This is a genomic window from Cohnella algarum (genome assembly GCF_016937515.1).
GTDB classification, from domain to species: Bacteria; Bacillota; Bacilli; order Paenibacillales; family Paenibacillaceae; genus Cohnella; species Cohnella algarum.
In genome coordinates this window covers 5125482-5144940 of record NZ_JAFHKM010000002.1, presented here as the reverse complement: position 1 = coordinate 5144940, position 19459 = coordinate 5125482, and the positions used below count along the sequence as shown (strand labels likewise).

At 59.3% G+C, this 19459-nt stretch carries 17 protein-coding genes; 14 read left to right on the top strand and 3 right to left on the bottom strand.

Going from position 1 to position 19459, the window contains the following annotated elements; all coding sequences use genetic code 11:
• The gene (locus JW799_RS23200) at nucleotides 1-1770 is read left to right on the top strand and encodes a sensor histidine kinase (protein ID WP_205431926.1); all 1770 of its coding nucleotides are present in this window, start codon (nucleotides 1-3) and stop codon (nucleotides 1768-1770) included.
• Here JW799_RS23200 and JW799_RS23195 read toward each other — a convergent pair.
• Complete coding sequence (locus tag JW799_RS23195) at nucleotides 1763-2749, bottom strand: hypothetical protein (RefSeq protein WP_205431925.1); 987 nt, start codon at nucleotides 2747-2749, stop codon at nucleotides 1763-1765. The genes JW799_RS23200 and JW799_RS23195 overlap by 8 nt on opposite strands.
• A 177-nt stretch (nucleotides 2750-2926) precedes the next feature.
• Between JW799_RS23195 and JW799_RS23190 the strand changes: the two genes are divergently transcribed.
• From JW799_RS23190 to JW799_RS28955, 9 genes are all read left to right on the top strand, one after another.
• Entirely contained in the window at nucleotides 2927-4360 is a 1434-nt protein-coding gene (locus JW799_RS23190; protein ID WP_205431924.1) for an ABC transporter substrate-binding protein, read from the top strand.
• 77 nt (nucleotides 4361-4437) lie between these two features.
• Entirely contained in the window at nucleotides 4438-5304 is an 867-nt protein-coding gene (locus JW799_RS29800; RefSeq protein ID WP_338026367.1) for a carbohydrate ABC transporter permease, read from the top strand.
• Between the two features lie 13 nt (nucleotides 5305-5317).
• Complete coding sequence (locus JW799_RS23180; RefSeq protein WP_080839150.1) at nucleotides 5318-6196, top strand: carbohydrate ABC transporter permease; 879 nt, start codon at nucleotides 5318-5320, stop codon at nucleotides 6194-6196.
• Between the two features lie 61 nt (nucleotides 6197-6257).
• On the top strand, nucleotides 6258-7583 hold the full coding sequence (locus tag JW799_RS29795) for a hypothetical protein (RefSeq protein ID WP_338026320.1): 1326 nt from the start codon (nucleotides 6258-6260) through the stop codon (nucleotides 7581-7583).
• Nucleotides 7484-9532: a sugar-binding protein gene (locus JW799_RS23175; RefSeq protein ID WP_338026366.1), complete on the top strand. Its 2049-nt coding sequence runs from the start codon at nucleotides 7484-7486 to the stop codon at nucleotides 9530-9532. Before JW799_RS29795 ends, JW799_RS23175 begins: the two co-directional genes overlap by 100 nt.
• Nucleotides 9533-9643: 111 nt before the next feature.
• Nucleotides 9644-10459, top strand: coding sequence for an SDR family NAD(P)-dependent oxidoreductase (locus JW799_RS23170; protein WP_080839153.1), 816 nt, complete (start codon nucleotides 9644-9646; stop codon nucleotides 10457-10459).
• A gap of 26 nt (nucleotides 10460-10485) precedes the next feature.
• Complete coding sequence (locus JW799_RS23165) at nucleotides 10486-11688, top strand: enolase C-terminal domain-like protein (RefSeq protein ID WP_205431920.1); 1203 nt, start codon at nucleotides 10486-10488, stop codon at nucleotides 11686-11688.
• Between the two features lie 433 nt (nucleotides 11689-12121).
• A complete protein-coding gene (locus JW799_RS28960; protein ID WP_240353388.1) occupies nucleotides 12122-13165 on the top strand; it encodes an MHYT domain-containing protein in 1044 nt (347 codons plus the stop codon).
• Nucleotides 13129-14586: a putative bifunctional diguanylate cyclase/phosphodiesterase gene (locus JW799_RS28955; protein ID WP_338026319.1), complete on the top strand. Its 1458-nt coding sequence runs from the start codon at nucleotides 13129-13131 to the stop codon at nucleotides 14584-14586. Before JW799_RS28960 ends, JW799_RS28955 begins: the two co-directional genes overlap by 37 nt.
• A gap of 87 nt (nucleotides 14587-14673) precedes the next feature.
• Here JW799_RS28955 and modB read toward each other — a convergent pair whose 3' ends face one another.
• Both modB and modA read right to left on the bottom strand, forming a co-directional pair.
• Nucleotides 14674-15336 carry a molybdate ABC transporter permease subunit gene (gene modB / locus JW799_RS23155; RefSeq protein ID WP_205431917.1) on the bottom strand — a complete coding sequence of 221 codons (663 nt, stop codon included), beginning with the start codon at nucleotides 15334-15336 and terminating at the stop codon, nucleotides 14674-14676.
• 3 nt (nucleotides 15337-15339) lie between these two features.
• Complete coding sequence (modA, locus tag JW799_RS23150; protein WP_205431910.1) at nucleotides 15340-16188, bottom strand: molybdate ABC transporter substrate-binding protein; 849 nt, start codon at nucleotides 16186-16188, stop codon at nucleotides 15340-15342.
• A gap of 126 nt (nucleotides 16189-16314) precedes the next feature.
• On the opposite strand from modA, the gene JW799_RS23145 reads away from it, so the two are divergent.
• From JW799_RS23145 to JW799_RS23130, 4 genes are all read left to right on the top strand, one after another.
• Complete coding sequence (locus JW799_RS23145; protein ID WP_205431908.1) at nucleotides 16315-17262, top strand: substrate-binding domain-containing protein; 948 nt, start codon at nucleotides 16315-16317, stop codon at nucleotides 17260-17262.
• A 12-nt stretch (nucleotides 17263-17274) separates the two neighbouring features.
• Nucleotides 17275-18453, top strand: a complete 1179-nt coding sequence (locus JW799_RS23140; RefSeq protein WP_205431906.1) for a MalY/PatB family protein — start codon at nucleotides 17275-17277, stop codon at nucleotides 18451-18453.
• Nucleotides 18454-18698: 245 nt separating this feature from the next.
• Nucleotides 18699-19187, top strand: a complete 489-nt coding sequence (locus JW799_RS23135; RefSeq protein ID WP_205431904.1) for a hypothetical protein — start codon at nucleotides 18699-18701, stop codon at nucleotides 19185-19187.
• Nucleotides 19184-19456: a hypothetical protein gene (locus JW799_RS23130; protein ID WP_240353387.1), complete on the top strand. Its 273-nt coding sequence runs from the start codon at nucleotides 19184-19186 to the stop codon at nucleotides 19454-19456. Before JW799_RS23135 ends, JW799_RS23130 begins: the two co-directional genes overlap by 4 nt.
• Nucleotides 19457-19459: the final 3 nt, after the last annotated feature.

The window sequence follows — 19459 nt, the reverse complement described above, 5'->3', positions numbered from 1 at the left end:
ATGCTCAAGCTGGGTTCCATGAACGTCCGCAGCCGGATTTTCTGGCTGCTCCTCGTCTGCTTTCTCGCCTCCTCCATGTTCGTTTTTCAAATTTCCCGAATGGCCGTGCAAGCGATCGTCGAAGACTTTATGTACGAATACGTAAAAATCAACCAGGAAAAAACCGAGTCCAGCCTCGAGTTTTTATTCAACCAGGTCCATATGCTTTCCGTCCGACTGCTGACGGAGGATGAAATTTACGATACGGCGGAAAGCGGGAGGCAGGAGAGCGAAGCGGCCCGGACGAAGCTGGCGGCGATCCTGGACACGATGGCCATCGACGACGAAATCGTCGGCGAAGTCGTCATCGCGACGAAGGACGGCCGATTTTACCCGTATTCCGGGCAATCGGGCGTCGGACTCCCGGATCGATCGTACTTGAACGAAATCGAGCGGTCGCAGACTCCGGTTTGGGGAGAAATCCGGAAGGACGCCGGCGGCGAAGCCTATTTGCAGTTGGGGCGAAAATACCAGAGCTTCTATACCGGCCAAAACATCGGCTATTTGGTCGTTTATATCCGCGAGAGCGCGATTCGGAACGTGCTGAAAAAGGTTATCGTGGAAGACCACGGGTATTCGTTTCTCGTGGCCGACGACGAATACGTGCTGTCCTACCCGGATGACGGCAAAGTCGGCACGACCTTGTTCGATAAGCAAATGCTTGCGATGAAGGCGGGGCAAAGCTTCAAAAAAGCGGAATTCGTCGGCAGCCCTTCGATTGTCGCCGTCCACCCGCTGGAAGGCAGCTTTCGCAATTTGGGGCTGGACTGGAAAATCGTCAGCATCGTCTCCGACGAAAAGCTGCTGGCGAACGTCAATAAAATCAAGCAGTATTCGCTGCTGCTGCAAATCGCCGCGATCGGCCTCGCGGTGGCGATTTCGCTTTATGCGGCCAAGGGCATTTTGCGGCCGATCCGGCGGATGAACCGGCGGATCGTGCAATTTGCCGGGACGGCCGACTATGTCGCGCCGTACCGGAATCCGAAAGACGAGCTGCGGACGCTGGAAGACAGCTTTAACGACATGGTCGTCCGCATCCGGGAACTGATCGCGCGCAACAACGAGGAAAAGGACCGGCAGCGGGAGATGGAGCTGATCGCGCTTCAAGCCCAGATCAATCCGCACTTTTTGTACAATACGCTCGATGCGATCGGCTGGCTGGCCAAAATTCACCGCCAAAGCGAAATCGAAAAAATGGTCATCGCGCTCGCCCATTTTTATCGGCTCAGCCTGCATAAAGGGGATCGGTATATCGCGGTCGAGGAGGAAATCGGCATCGTGAAAAGCTACGTCGCCATCGAAGCGCAGCGCTTCCCGCAAAAGTTCGCGGTCCGGTACGAGATCGCCGAGGACATTCTTCCGCTCCGGCTGCTGAAAATCATCATCCAGCCGCTCGTCGAAAACGCGATCAAGCACGGCGTCAGCCGCAAGAGGGGAAGCGGCAGCATCATCGTCAAAGGGTATCGCGAAGGGGATCAGCTGCTGTTCGAAGTAAGCGACGACGGCGCGGGGTTCGACGTCCGCGAGCTGGACGACGAAAGCAGGCCGGCCCGATACAAGGGCGGGGGGTACGGCATTCGCAACGTGAACGAGCGGATTCGGCTGGAGTACGGCGCGGGCTACGGGGTCGAAATCCGCAGCGCCCCCGGCAGCGGCACCGTTTCGCTGGTCAAGGTGAAGGCGAAATGCGGCGAAGAGGAGCGCCCGCGCAAGGCCGCCGCGGTCATTTGAGCGATTTCATTTTCAGGTAGAGCTGGTTCAACGGCCGGACGATGCTCGCCCTAAGCCAAATGGCCGCCGCAACGGCCCCGGCGGCGGAGACGAGTCCCAGAAGGAGTACCGCTCCTTTCAGCGGCTCGAGGCGGGAGAGCGAGCCGGTCAGCGGGACGGCCGCGACGATTTTCGTATTGGAGCCGAGAATCGTTTCGTGCAGGATGAGCCGGTCGCCGCCTATCGAAACGAAGCGCCCGCCCGGGCTTTCGTTCAGCCGCCGCAAATCGTCCGCCTCGATCGCTTCCTCGCCGGGACCCGAGGCGTATCGGACGATGTCGGAACCGTCGCGAACGAGGAATAACCGGTTTTGCGAGAAAAGGGCATTGTTTGTGACGAAAAAGTCGAACAGCGCGACGGTTTCCAGATCGAACACCATGACCGTTCCCGTCATCGCTTCCCGGACCGACGCCCCTTTGAGCAGCAAGCTGAATGTACCGTTCTCGACATAACGGTAGTTGTAGTAGGAAGCAAGGTTTCGGTACCGGGAAACCCACATCGTCTGGCGGTCCGGATCGTCCAGAAACCGCCGGACGGCCGTTTCCGCCGCCAATTGCTCGAACGGGGGGAAATTCGACATTCCGCTCATCGCGTAAACGGTTCCATCCGGCCGGTAGAGCGATATGCCGCGAATGTTCAAGTCGGCGCCGTACGCGAGGCTGTCGAGCAGGAGGGACGCTTCGCCGAACGCGTTCGGGCTGCCGACGGCAACGGCCAGGTTCGGATTGTTGGCGATCATTTTGGCCGTTTCGCCGGTCGCGTTCAAAAATTGCTCAAGCAGCTCGAACGAGCTTTGAAAAGAGTTCGCCGAAATCGCCGCAAACTCGGAAACGACCGTCCGCTTCGCCCATTCGTACGCGAGCGCTCCGACGACCGCCGTAAAAGCGGAAACGGAAACGATCGTAATGAGCGCGATCCGCCGAGAAAACTTTTTGAACATGACGTTTTCCGCCTCCCTGAAAGCGCTTGCTCAAGCACTTCGATTATAACAGGAAACGCAGCACCATTTTAAACCTTTTTGCAGTTTTCCCGTATGTTCATTCTCGAATGTAAACGCTAACATTTACTTAGCAACGTTGCGAGCAAGAAATCGGTTTGGGGAGGGAAAACGACAGGCATGAAAACATGGAGATGGCTGGCTTTGGGAGCGGCGATGACGGTTGCCTTATCCGCCTGCGGAGGAGGAAGCGCGGAAAACGGCGGAACGGACGGAACGGCCTTGCCGTCGGCTTCCGGAACGGGAGGCAGGCAGGAAGCGAAGGAAATCGTGTTTCACAACGGGGATTGGCCGAAACCGCAGGATCAGCGGCTGGAGCAGTTCGAGCAGTGGAAGGCGAAATTCGAGGCGGAAAATCCGGACATATCGATGAAAACGGAAAATTTCACTTACGACACGAACACGTTTTTGCCGAAGGCCGAAAGCGGCCAGTTGCCGAACCTGTTCGGCACGTGGTTTACGGAGCCTCCCAAAATCATGAACGCCGGGTACGCGGCGGATATTACCGAGTATATGGATCGGCTGGGCTATACGGAGGCGCTCAACCCGGCGATGCTCGAGCTGGTCAAAAAAGACGGCAAAATATACGGCGTTCCGGTAAGCGGTTACTACATGGGCATGTGGTACAACGTCAACCTGTTCCGGGAGGCGGGATTGCTGGACGACAAAGGCGTGCCCAAATTCCCGCGGACATACGAAGAGCTGGCCGAAACGGCCAAAATCATCAAGGACAAAACCGGCAAGGCGGGCTTTTTCTTCCCGACCAAAAACAACCAGGGCGGCTGGCAGTTCATGACGATCGCCTGGTCGTTCGGGGCCGAGTTCGAAAAGCAGGTGGACGGCAAGTGGCAGGCGGTGTTCAACAGCCCGGAAGCGGTGGCGGCGCTGCAATATATGAAGGACTTGAAATGGAAATATGACGTGCTGCCCGACAACGTTCTTGTCGACGTCAACGACATGTACCGCCTGTTTGGAACGGATCAGGTCGCGATGGCGTTCGGTACGTCCGACTGGATGAACAACCCGATCAACGACTACAAAATGAACAAGGACAATCTGGCCGTCTCCGCCGTTCCGGCCGGACCTGGGGGCAGGGTGTCCCTGACCGGCGGAAGTCTGTTCATGTTCGCGAACAACAGCACGCCGGAGCAGATCGAAGCGGGTTTCAAGTGGCTGAAAATCAAGGGCGTTTCGCCCGAGGCGAGCGAAGAATCGTTGAAAGGGCTCGAGGAGTCGCTGGCCGCCGACCGGAAGCTGAACCGGATCGTCGGGCCGCACGGCATGCAGGCCTGGATCAACGAAGAAAGAGTTCAGGCGGAGGACGCGATTCGGCAAAAGCACAAAAACGTCAATCTCGATCTTTGGTCCGACTATATGAAGAACGAAGGCGTCACGATTCGCCCGGAAGAGCCGGTCAACGCCCAGGAGCTGTACAAAACGCTGGACGCGGTCGTACAGGCGGTGCTGACCGACGAAAACGCCGATCCGAAAGCACTGCTCGACGCGGCGGTCGCCGACTTCCAGCGGGATTATCTCGACAAAGCGAAGGGTTGATCGGGCATGAGCGCGCAACCCGGCATCAGGGCGGCGGCGGCCGTGAAAACGGCCAAAGCTGCGGCAGGCTGGAAACGATGGCTTCATCGGGACGTCCCCTCGTGGCTGCTGATCGCGCCCAGCCTGTTCTTCTTCGTCGTCTTTCATTGGCAGCCGATCGTCTCCGGCTTCGCCCTGTCTTTTTTCGAAACGAAAGGGTACAACGCCGTCCGCTTCAACGGATTGCAAAATTATATCGACGTCGTCAGCAATTCCGTTTTTCAGCAGACGCTGGTCAATACGTTTCTTTACGTGTTCTGGTCGCTCGTCATCGGTTTTCTCGTGCCGATCGCCGTGGCGGTCATGATCAACGAAATGAAGCACATGCAATCCTTTTTCAAGTTCGCGGTCTACTTCCCCGGCATGGTGCCGGGAGTGGCCGCGGCGCTGCTGTGGATGTTTCTGTTCGATCCGGGTCCCGGGGGGCTGTTGAACATGCTGCTCGACGCGCTCGGGCTGCCGATGTCGCAATGGCTGCAAAATTCCTCGCTGACGATCCCGCTCATTATCGTGACGATGACGTGGCGGGCGTTCGGGGGACGGTCATCCTGTACCTTGCCAGCCTGCAAGGCGTCAATCACGAGCTGTACGAGGCATCCGCCATCGACGGCGCGGGCATCCGCAAACGGCTTCGCCATATTACGATCCCGCAAATTTCGCACATCATCGGGATCATGTTCATTTTGCAAATCATCGGCGTGTTCCAAGTGCTGTACGAACCGCTGACGATGACGGAGGGCGGGCCGAACAATGCGTCGATGTCGCTCATGCTGACGAGCTACCACTACGCGTTCCGCTACTTCGAAGCCGGAAGATCGCTTGCGGTCGGGGTCATCACCTTCGTCATTCTGGCCGCGCTGACGGCCGTCTACTTCCGGATCAACAAGCGGTCGAACGAGGACTAGAAAGGGGGCCGACATGAAATCGCGCGACTTCGTCGGCATCATCGGCAAGCTGGACTACAAACGGCCCGGCATCAGGCTGCTGTACGCGCTTTTGCTCGCGGCGCTGGCGATCATTTCGCTCGTCTGTCTGCTTCCGCCGCTCTGGATTTTCGCTTCGAGCGTCAAGGATATCAAGGAGTTTTTCGCGATTCCGCCGACCTTGATTCCCCGCACGTTCCAGCTCGACAAGCTGGCGGATACGTGGAGAGAGCTGAATTTTGCCCGGCTGTACGCCAACACGCTTCTTCTTACGGCCGGCACGGTCGTCTTCTCCGTCTTGTTCAACGGGCTGCTGGGGTATTTTCTGGCCGTGTTGAAGCCGGCGGGCAGCAGATTCGTGTTCGTGCTCGTCCTGTGGACGATGCTGCTGCCCAATACGCTCGGCATGGTGCCGATATTCAAAACCATTATCGATTTTCCGCTGCTCGGCAATCTGACCGACTCGTTTCTCCCGTTGTGGATGATGGCGGGGGCGAACGCTTTCTACGCGATCATTTTTAAAGGATTCTTCGAGGGCATCCCGCAGGCGCTCATCGACGCGGCGAAAATCGACGGGTGCACGAGGCTGGCGATTTTTTTCCGGATCGTCGTGCCGTTAAGCGTTCCGGTCATGATGGCGATTACGATTTTTACGGTCAACGCGGCATGGGCCGATTTTTTCTGGCCGTATATGGTGCTGAAGGACAGCGGCATGTGGACGGTGATCGTCGCGATTTTCAATCTCAAATCGGCGGCTCCGCTCGACGTGCAGTTTATCGCGCTGACGTACGCCATCATCCCGCCCGCGATCCTGTTTCTCGTTTTTCAAAAATACATCATGCAGGGCTTTACATTCAGCGGCATCCGGGGTTGAAGCTAGCGAATCGAATCCAATCGATACCATTTTGAGAATTTCGAGAGGAGAATGGACAAGAATGGCGGCTCGAACGAAAAAAATCGCGATGTTGCTTGTCTCCTTCTTCGTATTCGCTTCAATAGGGTCGTTCGGCCCGGCCACGGTCGGAGCCAGCGCCGAAACCTTGACGAGGGAGGTCGTCTTCGGCGGTTTCGAGGCCGAGGAAGGCTGGACGCTGTCGCTCGGTTCGGAATTTCCCGGGGCGCAGGGCGACTTCGTCCGCGACCCGGCATCCTTTCGTTCCGGAGCGCGCTCGGGCAAGCTGACCGGGAACTTCGCAGGCGGCGGCAACTACGTCGCGCTTACCCGGACGCTTCCGGCTTACGAAGCGCTGGAGCTGTCGTTCTGGGTCAAAACGTCCGATGTCAGCCGGCTGGGGTTTCGGATGACGGATGAGACCGGACAGGTGCATCAGCAGCGAATCTCCTTGCAGTCTACGTCCGACTGGCAGCGCATATCCATAAGCGTGTTCGACGGCGGGACGCAATACAGCCACTGGGGAGGCGCGAACGACGGCGTATGGCATTCGCCCGCCAAGCAGATTTCCTTCGTTTTCGACCGTTCCGGATTGACGGGAGGAAAGAACAGCGGCGTCATTCGGTTTGACGACGTCGTCATGACCGCGACGGTGCCCGATCTGGAACTCCAGCAGGATCGCCCGGGCAACGTCTTCGCCGTCGGCGAGCCGGTCTCGCTGCGCGCGCTGACATCGGGCGATTCGGTCGTGTCGGCCGTGTACGATTATTGGGGCAATCCGGTATCCGTACAAACCGATCCGACCGGCGGCGGTTACGCGAACATTGCGCTTGCGGGGCTCGAGAGCGGGTACTATACGGTGAACGTGACGGCGCTGCGCGGCGGAAGCCCGCTCCGGGAAGCGACGACTTCCCTTGCCGTCCTGCCCCGTTCGATCTTGGCGCGGTCCCGGATTCGCCGTTCGGCATGGCGACGCACTTCGGGCAGTCCTGGAACCCCGATCTCCTTCCGCTGCTGCAAAAAGCGGGGACGAAAAATATCCGTGACGAAATGTACTGGGGATCGGTGGAGAAGCCGAAAGGGACGTATGCGTTCGCGGGCAAATTCGAAACGTATATGGCCGGCGCGGAAGCGAACGCCATCAAGCCGCTCATCGTCCTCACGTATGAAAATCCGTTCTACGACAACAACAGCACGCCGTATTCCGACGAAGGAAGAGAAGGTTACGCGAATTACGGACGGGCGGTCGCGGAGCATTTCGAGGAGCAAATCGAATGGGTCGAGGTCTATAACGAATTCAATATCGGTTTCGGCGACCGCGGCGACGGGCCGGCCGATTCGAAGCCGGAAAATTATTACGAATTGTTGAAAAAGACGTACGAGACGATCAAGGCGGCCCGGCCGGAAGTTACGGTCGCCGGCGCGGCGACCGCGGGCATCCCGCTGAACTGGCTGGAGGACGTCTTCAGCCGCGGCGGTTTGGACTATATGGATGTCGTTTCGGTCCATCCGTACCGGTATCCGGGCGCTCCGGAAGGTCTGGCGGATGCGCTCGCCGACCTGCAGGCGCTCATCATGGAGTATAACGGCGGCCGGCCGAAGCCGATCTGGATTACGGAAATCGGCTGGCCGACGCAGGCGGACGCGAGAGGCGTCAGCGAAAGCCGGCAGGCGGAGTATATCGTCCGCAGCCACGTCGTAGCGCTGGCGTCCGGCGTCGAGAAGCTGTTCTGGTACGACTTTATGAACGACGGAGTGAACGAAACGTATAACGAGCACAACTTCGGCATCGTGCGCAATGCGGAGGATCCGAAGGGCAAATACGCGCCCAAGCCGGCATACGTCTCCTACGCGACGATGACCCGGCAGTTGACGGGCAAGGCGTTCTCCCATCGGGAGCCGATCGGCGAAGGGATCCACAGCTATTTGTTCGAAGGGGCTGTCGGAGCCGCCCGCGTCGTCTGGTCGACAGAGCCGAAGCAGGCGAAAATCGAAACGGACGCGCCGGTTAAGGTGACCGATTTGATGGGAACGGAGGACACGCTTTATCCGCTGAACGGGTACGTCTATTTGACGCTGACCGAATCTCCGGTCTATATCGAAGGGGCGATCGGCTCCATCTCGGAAGGAAGCAAGTTCGCCCTGACCGGAAGTTTGTCGGCGACGGGAGCGCCGCTGGCGGTGTCGCTCGCCGTCGACAATTCGGAGCCGCCCCGCGGGCGGATTCAGGCGCAGCTTTCGGTGGAAGGCGCCGTCTACGACATCGACGTCATGCCGCACGAGACGGCCGTTTTGGATTTCACGGTCCCGGGACGGGATACCCCGCAAACGAAAACGGTGACGGGGTATATCGTCCGGAACGGGAACAAGGTCGGCAAGCTTCGGACGGAGGTCGAAATCGCGAACCCGGTGAGGCTTGCGGTCAAGCATGTGCGGGTCGACGGTCAGGATAAGCTTCGGCTGAACGTCGCGAATTCGCTTGACGAGCCGATCGAGATGAGCGGCATCGAATGGCGAATCGGCGAGCGGTCGGGAACGGAAGCCTTATCCGTTCCGATCCCGGCCGGCGCGGCGGGAGGAACGGATTTGCCCGTGCCCGCGCTCCCGGCGGGCGAGACGTACGGCGTGCAATTGAAGCTGAATTTCGAAAATGCGCCTTCCTCCGCGTTCGAAGGAAAAATTCGGCTCGCCGCGGAGGAAGACATGAAGCCGTTCCCCTTGCGCGCCGTCAACGTGGACGGCCAGCTAGACGACTTTGCCGGCGTCGCGCCGATCGACCTCGCGGGCGAAGGCGAGGTAGAGATGAACGGCTACGCCGGCGCGGACGATTTGAGCGGGAACATTTGGGGCACGTGGGACGACGAAAACTTCTACTTGTCCGCCTCCGTCCGCGACGATGTCTTCTCGCAAACCGCGGCGGGCGAAACGATGTGGCAGGGCGACAGCATTCAGTTTGCCGTCTCCCAAGGGATGCCGGGCGAACGGGGACAATGGTTCGAATACGGGATGGCGCTGACCGGAAGCGGTCCGCAGCTTTATCGCTGGATTGCGGACGAAGGACTGCACGTCGGACTGGTCGAAAACGCGCGGATCGCCGTGACGCGAAACGAGGAAACGAAGGAAACGGTTTACGAGCTGGCTCTTCCGTGGACGGAGCTGGCGCCGGCTTTGCCGGAAGACGGACTGCTCGGCTTTTCCGTTCTCGTAAACGATAACGACGTGCAGGGTCGGAAAGGCTGGATCGAATGGGGAGGCGGCATCGGCGGAAGCAAGGACGGCGGACTGTTCAAAGCGATCCGGCTCGAGAGGCAGCCTTAAGGCGGAACCGGAGCGCGCCCTGCGGGGCGCGCTGCGAAGGAAAGGAAGGGACCGTTCGCATGAACGAAAGGAAGGGACCGTTCGCATGAACGAAAGGAAGGGATCGACCGGATGAACGAATCGAAGACGGCGAAGACGGCGCTGGTCACGGGCGGAGCGGTCGGGATCGGCAAAGGCGTCGCGCTCGCGTTCGCTTCGCGCGGTTACGACATCGCGATAAGCCATTTCGGGGAAGAGGACCAGGCGAATGCCGTTGCGGCCAGGATTCGGAACGAATTCGGCCGAACGTGCTTCGTTCGGCCGTGCGATCTGACCGAAGCGGCGGCCCCGTCCGCGCTCGTCGGAGAGGCGGTCCGCGAGCTCGGACGGCTCGACGTTCTCGTCAACAACGCCGGCGTTTCACGGTTTTCCGACGTGCGAAAGCTTACCCCCGGCGAATTCGACCGCCTCGTTCATTTGAACTTGCGGGCGCCGCTGCTGGCGATGCAGGCCGCCGCGGCGCATATGGTCGAGCGGGGCATTCGGGGAAGCATCGTCAATATCACATCGACGCGGGCGGAGCGCGCGCACCCGGGCGACGCGGTATACGGCGCGACGAAGGCGGGCCTGACCCGGGCAAGCCAATCGGCGGCGCTCGATCTGGCGCCGTACGGCATCCGGGTCAACTGCGTCGCGCCCGGGGCGACGGCCTCCCGGGAGGGGGAAGACGTCCGACGCTGGTACGAGGCGATCGGCCGGAAAATTCCGCTCGGCCGGACCGGAACGACGGCCGACATCGGCGAAGCGTGCGCGTGGCTCGCTTCGGAGCAGGCCGCCTACGTGACCGGAACGACGCTGCGGGTGGACGGCGGGCTGATCGTCCCCGGCATGCCCGAGGACGTGTCGCCGGAAGCCGGCTACGGCTGGGGCCGGCCGTTCGCCGATTAAGATCGGAAGAGGAGGACGCACAGGATATGGGAGAGATTACGATCCGCGACGTGAAAACGATTTTGACCGCGCCCGAAGGGATCAATCTGGTCGTCGTCAAAATCGAAACGTCGGAGCCGGGGCTTTACGGGCTCGGCTGCGCGACGTTCACCCAGCGGTATTTGACGGTGGCGAATGCGGTCGAGCACTATTTGAAGCCGTTTTTGATCGGGAAGGATCCGCAGCGAATCGAGGATATCTGGCAGACGGCGATGGTCAGCTCGTATTGGCGCAACGGCCCCGTGCTGAACAACGCATTGTCGGGCGTCGATATGGCGCTGTGGGATATTAAAGGGAAGCGGGCCGGAATGCCCCTGTACGAGCTGCTCGGGGGCAAATGCCGCGAAGCGGCGGCCGTCTACCGGCACGCGGACGGACGGGACGAACGGGAAGTCGAAGAGAATGCGAGGAGCTTCATGGAGCAAGGGGTTCGCTACGTTCGCTGCCAGCTTGGCGGCTACGGCGGCCGCGGCCAGACGATCCGCTCGCCCGCCGGCGCGCTTCCCGGCGCGTATTACGACCCGGACGCGTACGCGCGTAGCGTTCCCCGGCTGTTCGACCATTTGCGCGCCTCAATCGGCTTCGAGATCGAATTGCTTCACGACGTCCACGAGCGCGTCCCGCCGATCGAAGCGGTGCGGCTTGCCAAGCAGCTCGAGCCGTACCGGCTCTTTTTCCTCGAGGATCCGCTTTCGCCCGAGCAGTTGGACGGGTTCGCCGCCATTCGCGGCCAGAGCGCGACGCCGATCGCGATGGGCGAGCTGTTCACCCACCCGCGCGAGTGGACGCCGCTCATCTCCGGCTCGCTGATCGATTTCATCCGCGTGCATATCAGCGCGATCGGCGGACTGACGCCGGCTCGCAAGCTGGCCGCGCTCGGCGAGGCGTTCGGCGTGCGCACGGCATGGCACGGTCCCGGGGACGTCTCGCCGGTCGGCCATGCGGCGAACCTCCATCTGGACTTGTGCGTTCCGAATTTCGGCGTGCAGGAATGGTACGGTTTTTCCGACCGGATCCGGGAAGTGTTCCCCGGCTGTCCGGAGCTTCGGGACGGATACGCCTATCCGAACGACAAGCCGGGCCTCGGCGTCGACATCGACGAAGCGCTCGCGGCGCAATATCCGTGCGTCAACCGGCTGCCGGACTGGACGCTGGCGAGGCTGCCCGACGGCACTTCCGCCCGGCCGTAGCGGGCGAATGAAGTCGGAGGCCTGGGGAGGCCTGCGTTGAATTTTTAGCCGATCGAAGGATTGTCCGTTCGCGAAAGCCGAAAAGACCGCTTTAATCCGGCAGAGCTGGCGGGGGACAAATCGCGATGCCGGGAGAGCGGTCCTGCCGCTGTTTTGCGGCCGGATCGGAATGCGGAGCTGCGCCAATCGGCCAAAGAACGAGAGCCGATCGGCGCGGCTCCTTTTTTGTTTTCCGCAAGCAAGCACAATGCGGAATCCCCTTCGTATCGGTCGGGGAGCGGGTTTGCCCATCGAACGTTTCAGAAATGTTTCATTAACGTCATGTACAATAAGGTCCAAAGACCTATTGAATTGCCTTGTCAGAAGAAGTTAGATCAATGAAGGACAACATTCGACTTTATCCGCCAGCACGGTTCGAGAGAGGAAGTAAAAGATGGAGCACGTTCACGTTCACGGTACCTACGATCCCGCGCTTGTTATTTTTTCCTACATTGTCGCCGTCATGGCCTCGTTTACCGTGTTGGATCTGGCCGGGAAAATCAACGCGACGAAGGGAAAAGTACGGGGGTTATGGCTGTTTTTCGGAGCCGTCGCCATGGGCATGGGCATCTGGTCGATGCATTTCGTCGGCATGCTGGCTTTCTCGCTTCCCGTTCCGGTTGCCTACGATTTGTGGCTCGTGTTCGTGTCCGTGTTGGCCGCGATTGCGGCATCCTTTATCGCTCTGTACGTCGTCGGTACGGGCAGCTTGTCGCTCGGCAAATTGTTCATCGGCGGAACGCTGCTTGCGACCGGCATATCGGCGATGCATTATATCGGAATGGGCGCCATGCTCATCGATATCACCTACGATCCGCTGCTGTTCGCGGCTTCCATCGCGATCGCGCTGGCCGCGTCGTACGCGGCGCTGTGGCTGGCGTTCTATTTCCGGCAAGGGCAAGGGAAGCGCGACAGCTGGAAAAAAGCCGGCAGCGGCCTCATTATGGGCGCGGCGGTCGTCGGCATGCATTATACGGGGATGGCGGCCGCCCGTTTCGAACACGGGGAAAAGTCGGCGCTCGCTTCGGGGATGGTGCTCGATCAGCAATTGCTGGCTTACGTCATCGTCGCCGGTACGATTTTGACCCTCGGTCTGTCGCTTGGCGGAATCGTCATTTCCAATCGGTTCGCCCGCAAAAATTCGGAAGTGAAGCGCAGCGAGAAACGCTACAAATCGCTTTACGAGAATACGCAAGAAGGCGTTATTTTCGTCAATATGGAGGGGAAGATCGTCGAATTCAATCCGGCAGCTTCCGCCATTACCGGAATGAAGCCGTCTTATTTTTACAATAAGCCGGCCTCCGTGCTCCTCTCCATCGCGCCGGAGGAGGAACGCGACAAACTGGCGAAGCTGTTCGAACAGGCCTTCCGGGGGGCTCGTTCAATACGGAAACCGCCATCGTGCGCGGCGACGGGCGAAGGCTGGAGCTCAGCGTGAGCAACGTCCCGATCGCGGTCGACGATCAGGCGGCGGGAACCTACATTATGTTCCGGGACATTACGACGGAAAAGCGGGCCAAGGAGCAAATTTATCACCTGGCCTATCATGACGAGCTGACGGGTTTGCCCAACCGCCGGATGTTCGACCGCTTGCTTGCGCAAAAGATCGATTCGGCAAAGGCGCAACAGACCGGCTTTGCCATCATGGTCCTGGATATCGACCGGTTCAAATTGATCAATGACTCGCTCGGCCATACGTACGGCGATCAGCTGCTTAAGGATGTGTGCGGACGGATTCAACGCTGCATGGACGGGTTCGAGGCTACTCTTGCCCGAATGGGCGGCGACGAATTTACGCTGCTGTTCGACGGCCATCGGATCGAGCAGATGCAGGAGCTGGCGGAGCGGATCGTGGCTGCGCTCGGCCTTCCGTACCGTCTGAAGGACAACGATTTTTACGTGACGGCCAGCATCGGGATCGCGTTGTACCCCGATCACGGAACCGATGCGGTTCAATTGCTGAAAAACGCGGATATGGCGATGTACGAGGTCAAAAACCGCGGGAAAAACGGCTTCCGCTTTTTCTCGTCCGAGCTGAACTCGCAACTGCAATCGCGGGTCGAAATCGAAGCCGATTTGCGCAAGGCGCTCGAACGCAAAGAGCTGTCGCTTCACTACCAGCCGCAAATCCGCACCGAGGACGACGCGATGATCGGCGTCGAAGCGCTGGTGCGATGGATGCATCCGGTCAAAGGGGTCGTGTCGCCGGGACAGTTTATCCCCATTGCCGAAGAAACGGGCATGATCTACGAGATCGGCACCTGGGTGCTTCGCGAGGCGTGCAGGCAAATGAAGGAATGGCACGATGCGGGGGGGCCTCTCATTCCCGTATCGGTCAATTTGTCTTCGCAGCAATTTCATCAGCCGCATTTGACGACCTACATCCGGCAGATTTTGGAGGAAACCCGGCTTGAACCCCGGTATCTGGAGCTGGAAATCACGGAAAGCATGATGATGAACCCTTCAATAACGATTGAAATCCTGAACGAGCTGACGGAAATCGGCGTGCGGATCAGCTTGGACGATTTCGGAACGGGGTACAGCTCGCTCAGTTATTTGAAGCAATTGCCGATTCATAAAGTCAAAATCGACCGCTCCTTCATTCGCGACATCACGTTCAACAATAAAGACAAAGCGATCGTCGCGACGATCATTTCGATGGCGCAAAACCTGAACATGGAAGTCATCGCCGAAGGCATCGAGACGAAGGACCAGCTCGATATATTGACCGCCAACGATTGCCGGAAAATCCAGGGTTATTACTACAGCCGGCCCCTGGCGGCGGGGGACGTCGAACGCGATTTTTTCCTGCCCCAGCGCGGGACGACCGCAAAACCGGTATTTCGGAAAGACACGTAAGCCGAAGTAAAAACGGCTTCGCCGCCTTAAAGGACAGTCGTCAAGAAAAAACGCACCCGCGCGCTGCCTTTCGCAGAGCCGGGTGCGTTATCGCGTTTTTCTGCCCGCCAGCAGCAACATGACATAGGAAATCGCGACGATCGCGACCGACCATGCCCAAGCCATCCCGGTGTTGCCGGAATCGACGGCGACATAGATGGCGGTCGGCACGGTTTGCGTTTTGCCGGGAATGTTGCCGGCGATCATGAGCGTCGCGCCGAATTCGCCGAGCGCCCGCGAGAACCCTAATATAAACGCGGTCAGCAGGGACCGGAAGGCGAGCGGAAGCGTAATGTAGCGAAAAACCTGCCACTCGCCGGCGCCGGCCGAGCGCGCGGCATCCTCGAGCTCGGGTTCGATCGAGGAAAAGCCGGTTTTCATCGTTTGATAAACAAGCGGAAACGCGACGATGACGGAAGCGACGACCGCCGCCCACCATGTAAACAGAAGCGGGGCCGAAGCCAGCCATTCGATCCCTTTCCCGATCGGGCTTCTACGCCCCAGCACGACGAGCAGGATGAAGCCGACGACGGTGGGAGGCAGCACGAGCGGAAGCATGAACGCCGTTTCCAGCAGGCTTTTGCCGAAAAACGTTGCTCCGGCCATCCGCCAGGCGGCGGCGGTGCCGAGGACGAGAGCGGCGATGCCGGACAGGAGCGCCACCTGCAGCGAAAGGCGCACCGGCTCCCAGAAGGCTTGCCAATCGATCATCGGCTACGGCCGCCCTGCCGCGGCAAACCCGTAGCTTTCGAAAATTTCGCCGGCCTCCGGGGACAGCAGGTAATCGTATAGCAGTTCCGCCTCGGCGGCATGCTTCGTCGTCTTGACGATGCCGACCGGATAGCGGATCGCGGAATAAGCGTCCGGATCGACTTCGAAGGCGATCCGGGCGCTTTCCGAGCCGATGGCGTCGGTCCGGTAGACGAAGCCCGCATCCGCATTTCCCGTTTCCACGTACTGCAATACTTGACGCACGTCCTTGGCCTGCACCAGCTTCGGCTGCAGCTCGTCCCATAGCGCTGCGCGCGTCAGCGCTTCCTTGGCGTAGCTGCCGGCCGGCACGCTTTCCGGAATGCCGACGGCGATTTTCTTGATCGCGTCCCGCGTCAGATCGCTTTCTTGCGCAACGGTCGCCGTCCCGTCCGCAGGCACGATGACGACGAGCGAATTCGCGAGCAGATCGGTTTGCCGGTCGGCTTCGATATAGCCGCCGTCCACGAGCGCCTGCATGTTTTTGGCGGCGGCGGAGAAAAACAGATCGGCCGGAGCGCCATGCTCGATTTGCTGCTGCAGCGCGCCGGATGCGCCGAAGTTGAAGCCGATGCGGATGTTCGGGTGCGCGGCTTCGAACGATCGCTCGATGTCGGAAAGCGCGTCGGTCAGGCTCGCGGCGGCGGAAACGGTGAGCTCGACGGTTTTTCCGGATGCTTCGGCGGTAGAAGCGGGAGATTCGGCTGCGGGTCCGTTCGGGCCGGCCGTGTTCGCATTCGAACCGCAGGCGGCAAGCAGCCCGAAGGCGAGAAGAGCGCAAAGAGCGGAACCGTTTTTAACGAAATTGAACATGAAATGCCCTCCAAAATGATGTTTAGTTATATTTAGTTATAATTGATGATATTATATCTTCCGTTCTTTGATCCTGTAAATATGGTAAAATGGGATTTATCGAGGTTTCGGCAAAGGGGCGTTCCGATGACAAGCGACACATCCTACACGACGGAAGAAGTGGCGAAGCTGCTCAAAATCTCCAAGCTCACCGTATACGATCTCATCAAAAAAGGCGAGCTGCCTTCCTATAAAGTCGGCAAGCAGATGAGAGTGGATGCTTCGGATCTGGAGGCGTACAAACGGAAAGCGAAAGGGAAAATGAGCGGAAGCGTTCAGCCTTCTCCCGACAACGCCGCCCGTTCGATTCCGGCGGCGAGCGCGGCCGGTCGTCCGTTCGTCATTACGGGGCAGGACGTCAGTCTCGATATTTTGGCCAACTATTTGGAAAAGAGAGGCGAATTCGGCCGTCCGTTGCGCTCTTACGCCGGGAGTCTGGACAGCCTGATCGCGATGTACCGCGGAGAAGCGGACATCGTCAGCACGCACCTGCTGGACGGCGATACGGGCGAATACAATTTGCCTTACATCCGCAAAATTTTGACCGGTTTTTCTTATATCGTCGTCCATCTGCTCGTCCGAAACGCAGGCTTTTACGTACGGGCCGGAAATCCGCTCAAGATCGAGAATTGGGACGACCTTGGGCGGCCCGGGCTGCGGATTGCCAACCGGGAAAAGGGCTCGGGAGCCCGGGTGCTGCTGGACGAGCAGCTTCGGCTTCGCGGCATTTCGCCGGGCGCGGTCGCCGGATACGGCGACGAGCAGACGAATCACATCGGCGTCGCCGGCAAAGTCTCCTCCGGCGATGCGGATGTCGGCGTAGGGGCGGAGAAGGCCGCGGCGATCGTCGGGCAGGTCGACTTCATTCCGCTCATCCGGGAACGTTACGATCTGGTCGCGTTAAAAACGCCCGAAAACGAGTCCCGGATCGCAGCCTTGCTTTCGATTTTGCGGTCGGACGCCTTCAGACAGGAGCTGGGAGCCATTTCCGGCTACGATCTGTCATTGACCGGGACGATTTTATTCGAGACATAGGAGGATCGCATCATGAAGGAACAATTCGATCGAATCATCCCGCGGGAAGGCACGAGGTCGGTCAAATGGGACCCGGAATTTCTATCGTTCATAAAAGCGGACGGCACGCTGCCGATGTGGGTGGCGGATATGGATTTTGCCGCGCCTGAGGCGGTTCGGACCGCGCTGCAGGAGCGGGTCGCCCACGGCGTGTTCGGCTATCCGTTCGCCGATTCGGCCTACTACGACGCGGTTATTTACTGGCATCGGAAACGTCATGGGTGGAGCATTCAAAAGGATTGGATCACGATCACGCCGGGGATCGTGCCCGCGCTCAATTTTCTCGTATTGGCGCTTACGGAGCCGGGAGAAGGCGTCATCATTCAGGAGCCCGTTTACGGGCCCTTCCGCGAGGCGGTCGAAAGCCACGGCCGGAAGTTGTTCAACAATCGGCTCGTTTCGGAAAACGGCTACTACCGCATGGACTTGGCGGATTTGGAGCGCAAGGCGGCCGACCCGGAAACGAAGCTGCTCATCTTGTGCAGTCCGCACAATCCGGTCGGCCGCGTTTGGAAAGAAGAGGAGCTTCGCCAGGTCGGCGACATCTGCCGCAGACACGGCATTGTCGTCGTCTCCGACGAAATTCACGGGGATCTGATTTTGCCGGGCTCGCGGCACATTCCGTTTGCTTCGCTCGGCGACGAATGCGCGGAGCTGTCGATCGTTTGCACGGCGCCAAGCAAAACGTTCAACGTGCCGGGCCTGCAAACCTCCAACCTGATCATTCCGAATCCCGAGCTGAAAAAGAAGCTGGACAAGCAGCTGAATTTGTTCCACGTAGGGGGAGCGAACGTGCTCGGATTGACGGCGACGGCGGCGGCCTATTCTCCGGAAGGGGAGCAGTGGCTCGACGAGCTGCTTCTTTACCTGGACGGAAACGCGCAGCGAATCGCGGAGGAATTGGCCCGGACGCTGCCGTCCGTCCGTTACCTCAAGCCGGAAGGCGGCTATTTGGCTTGGCTCGACTTCCGGGATCTGTCCGGCGACGACAAGCAACTGGAGCAAAGGATGAAGCAGGAAGCGAAGGTGCTGCTTAGCCCCGGCCCGATTTTCGGCGAAGGCGGGGAAGGCTTTATGCGGCTTAACTATGGCTGTCCGCGAAGCATCCTGGACGAGGCGCTGAGCCGGATCGGCCGGACGTTTGGCTGGTAAGCGGCCCGACATGCTGGACACAACAAATGATATATTGCCGGTTAAGGGACCGGCGCGAACGCTCCCGCCTTCCGAAGAAGGCGGGAGTTTTTTGTCGATTTTAGAAAAATTTAAAGCTAACGGATTTATTGCTTGTCGTATAATTAGCATGGATTCTCGAGATTATCGGCCGATTATGATGCAAGGCTATGCGTTGTTTGCGATACGGAAGTTTACCGAAAAATGACGGAAGGAGCGCGCTAACGATGTCCATCGTCCGCATGCTGCGCTATTGCGAATGGTCGAACGCGGAAGAGAGAGTCGTCCGGGATTTGCTGGAGCTGCCGGTCGGAAGCGACGACCTGTTCATGCGAAAACTGGTCAACGCGACCGTGCTGCGAAATCGGCTGTTCGAGCACTCCTCGCACGAGTCCGAAGAAGGACGGCTGCATACGATTTACGTCAAGCCGTTCGAAGGTCGCGAGCTGGAGAAGTACGGGCCGCAAATCGAGCCGCCGCTGTCGGAGCATTGCGACACCGCGCCTGCTCCCGAAGCCGAATTTCTGCATTGGGACGGGCGCAGGTTCCGCCGCGGGGAGCCCGTCGCGGCGCCGGAAGACCCGCTCGAAATCGCCCGGCTGCTGCTGGACCATTATGTCGTCGCTAACGGCCGCACGCACGAAACGATTTATTCCGTTTTTGACGCGGACCGAAACAAGGTTGTCTTTTATATGAAGGAGGACATCGTCCGATGAAGGATAGGGCAGAATCTTTGCATGCCTCTGCCGGGGAAAACGAATCTCGAAAAGGAGCGGGAAACGGGACGAAAATGCTTACGTTCGCGCTGCTGCTCAGCGTTCCGGTCGCCTTGACGGGATGCGGCTCGCTGGCGGACGACTGCGACGACGATTATGAAGTGTGCGAGGACGATGACGGCGGCAGCGGCTATTATTACGGCTCCAAGTCCAAGAAAAGCGCCTTCAAAGGCTTCGGCAGCGGCGGTACGAGCAGTTCGGGAGGCTAGGCC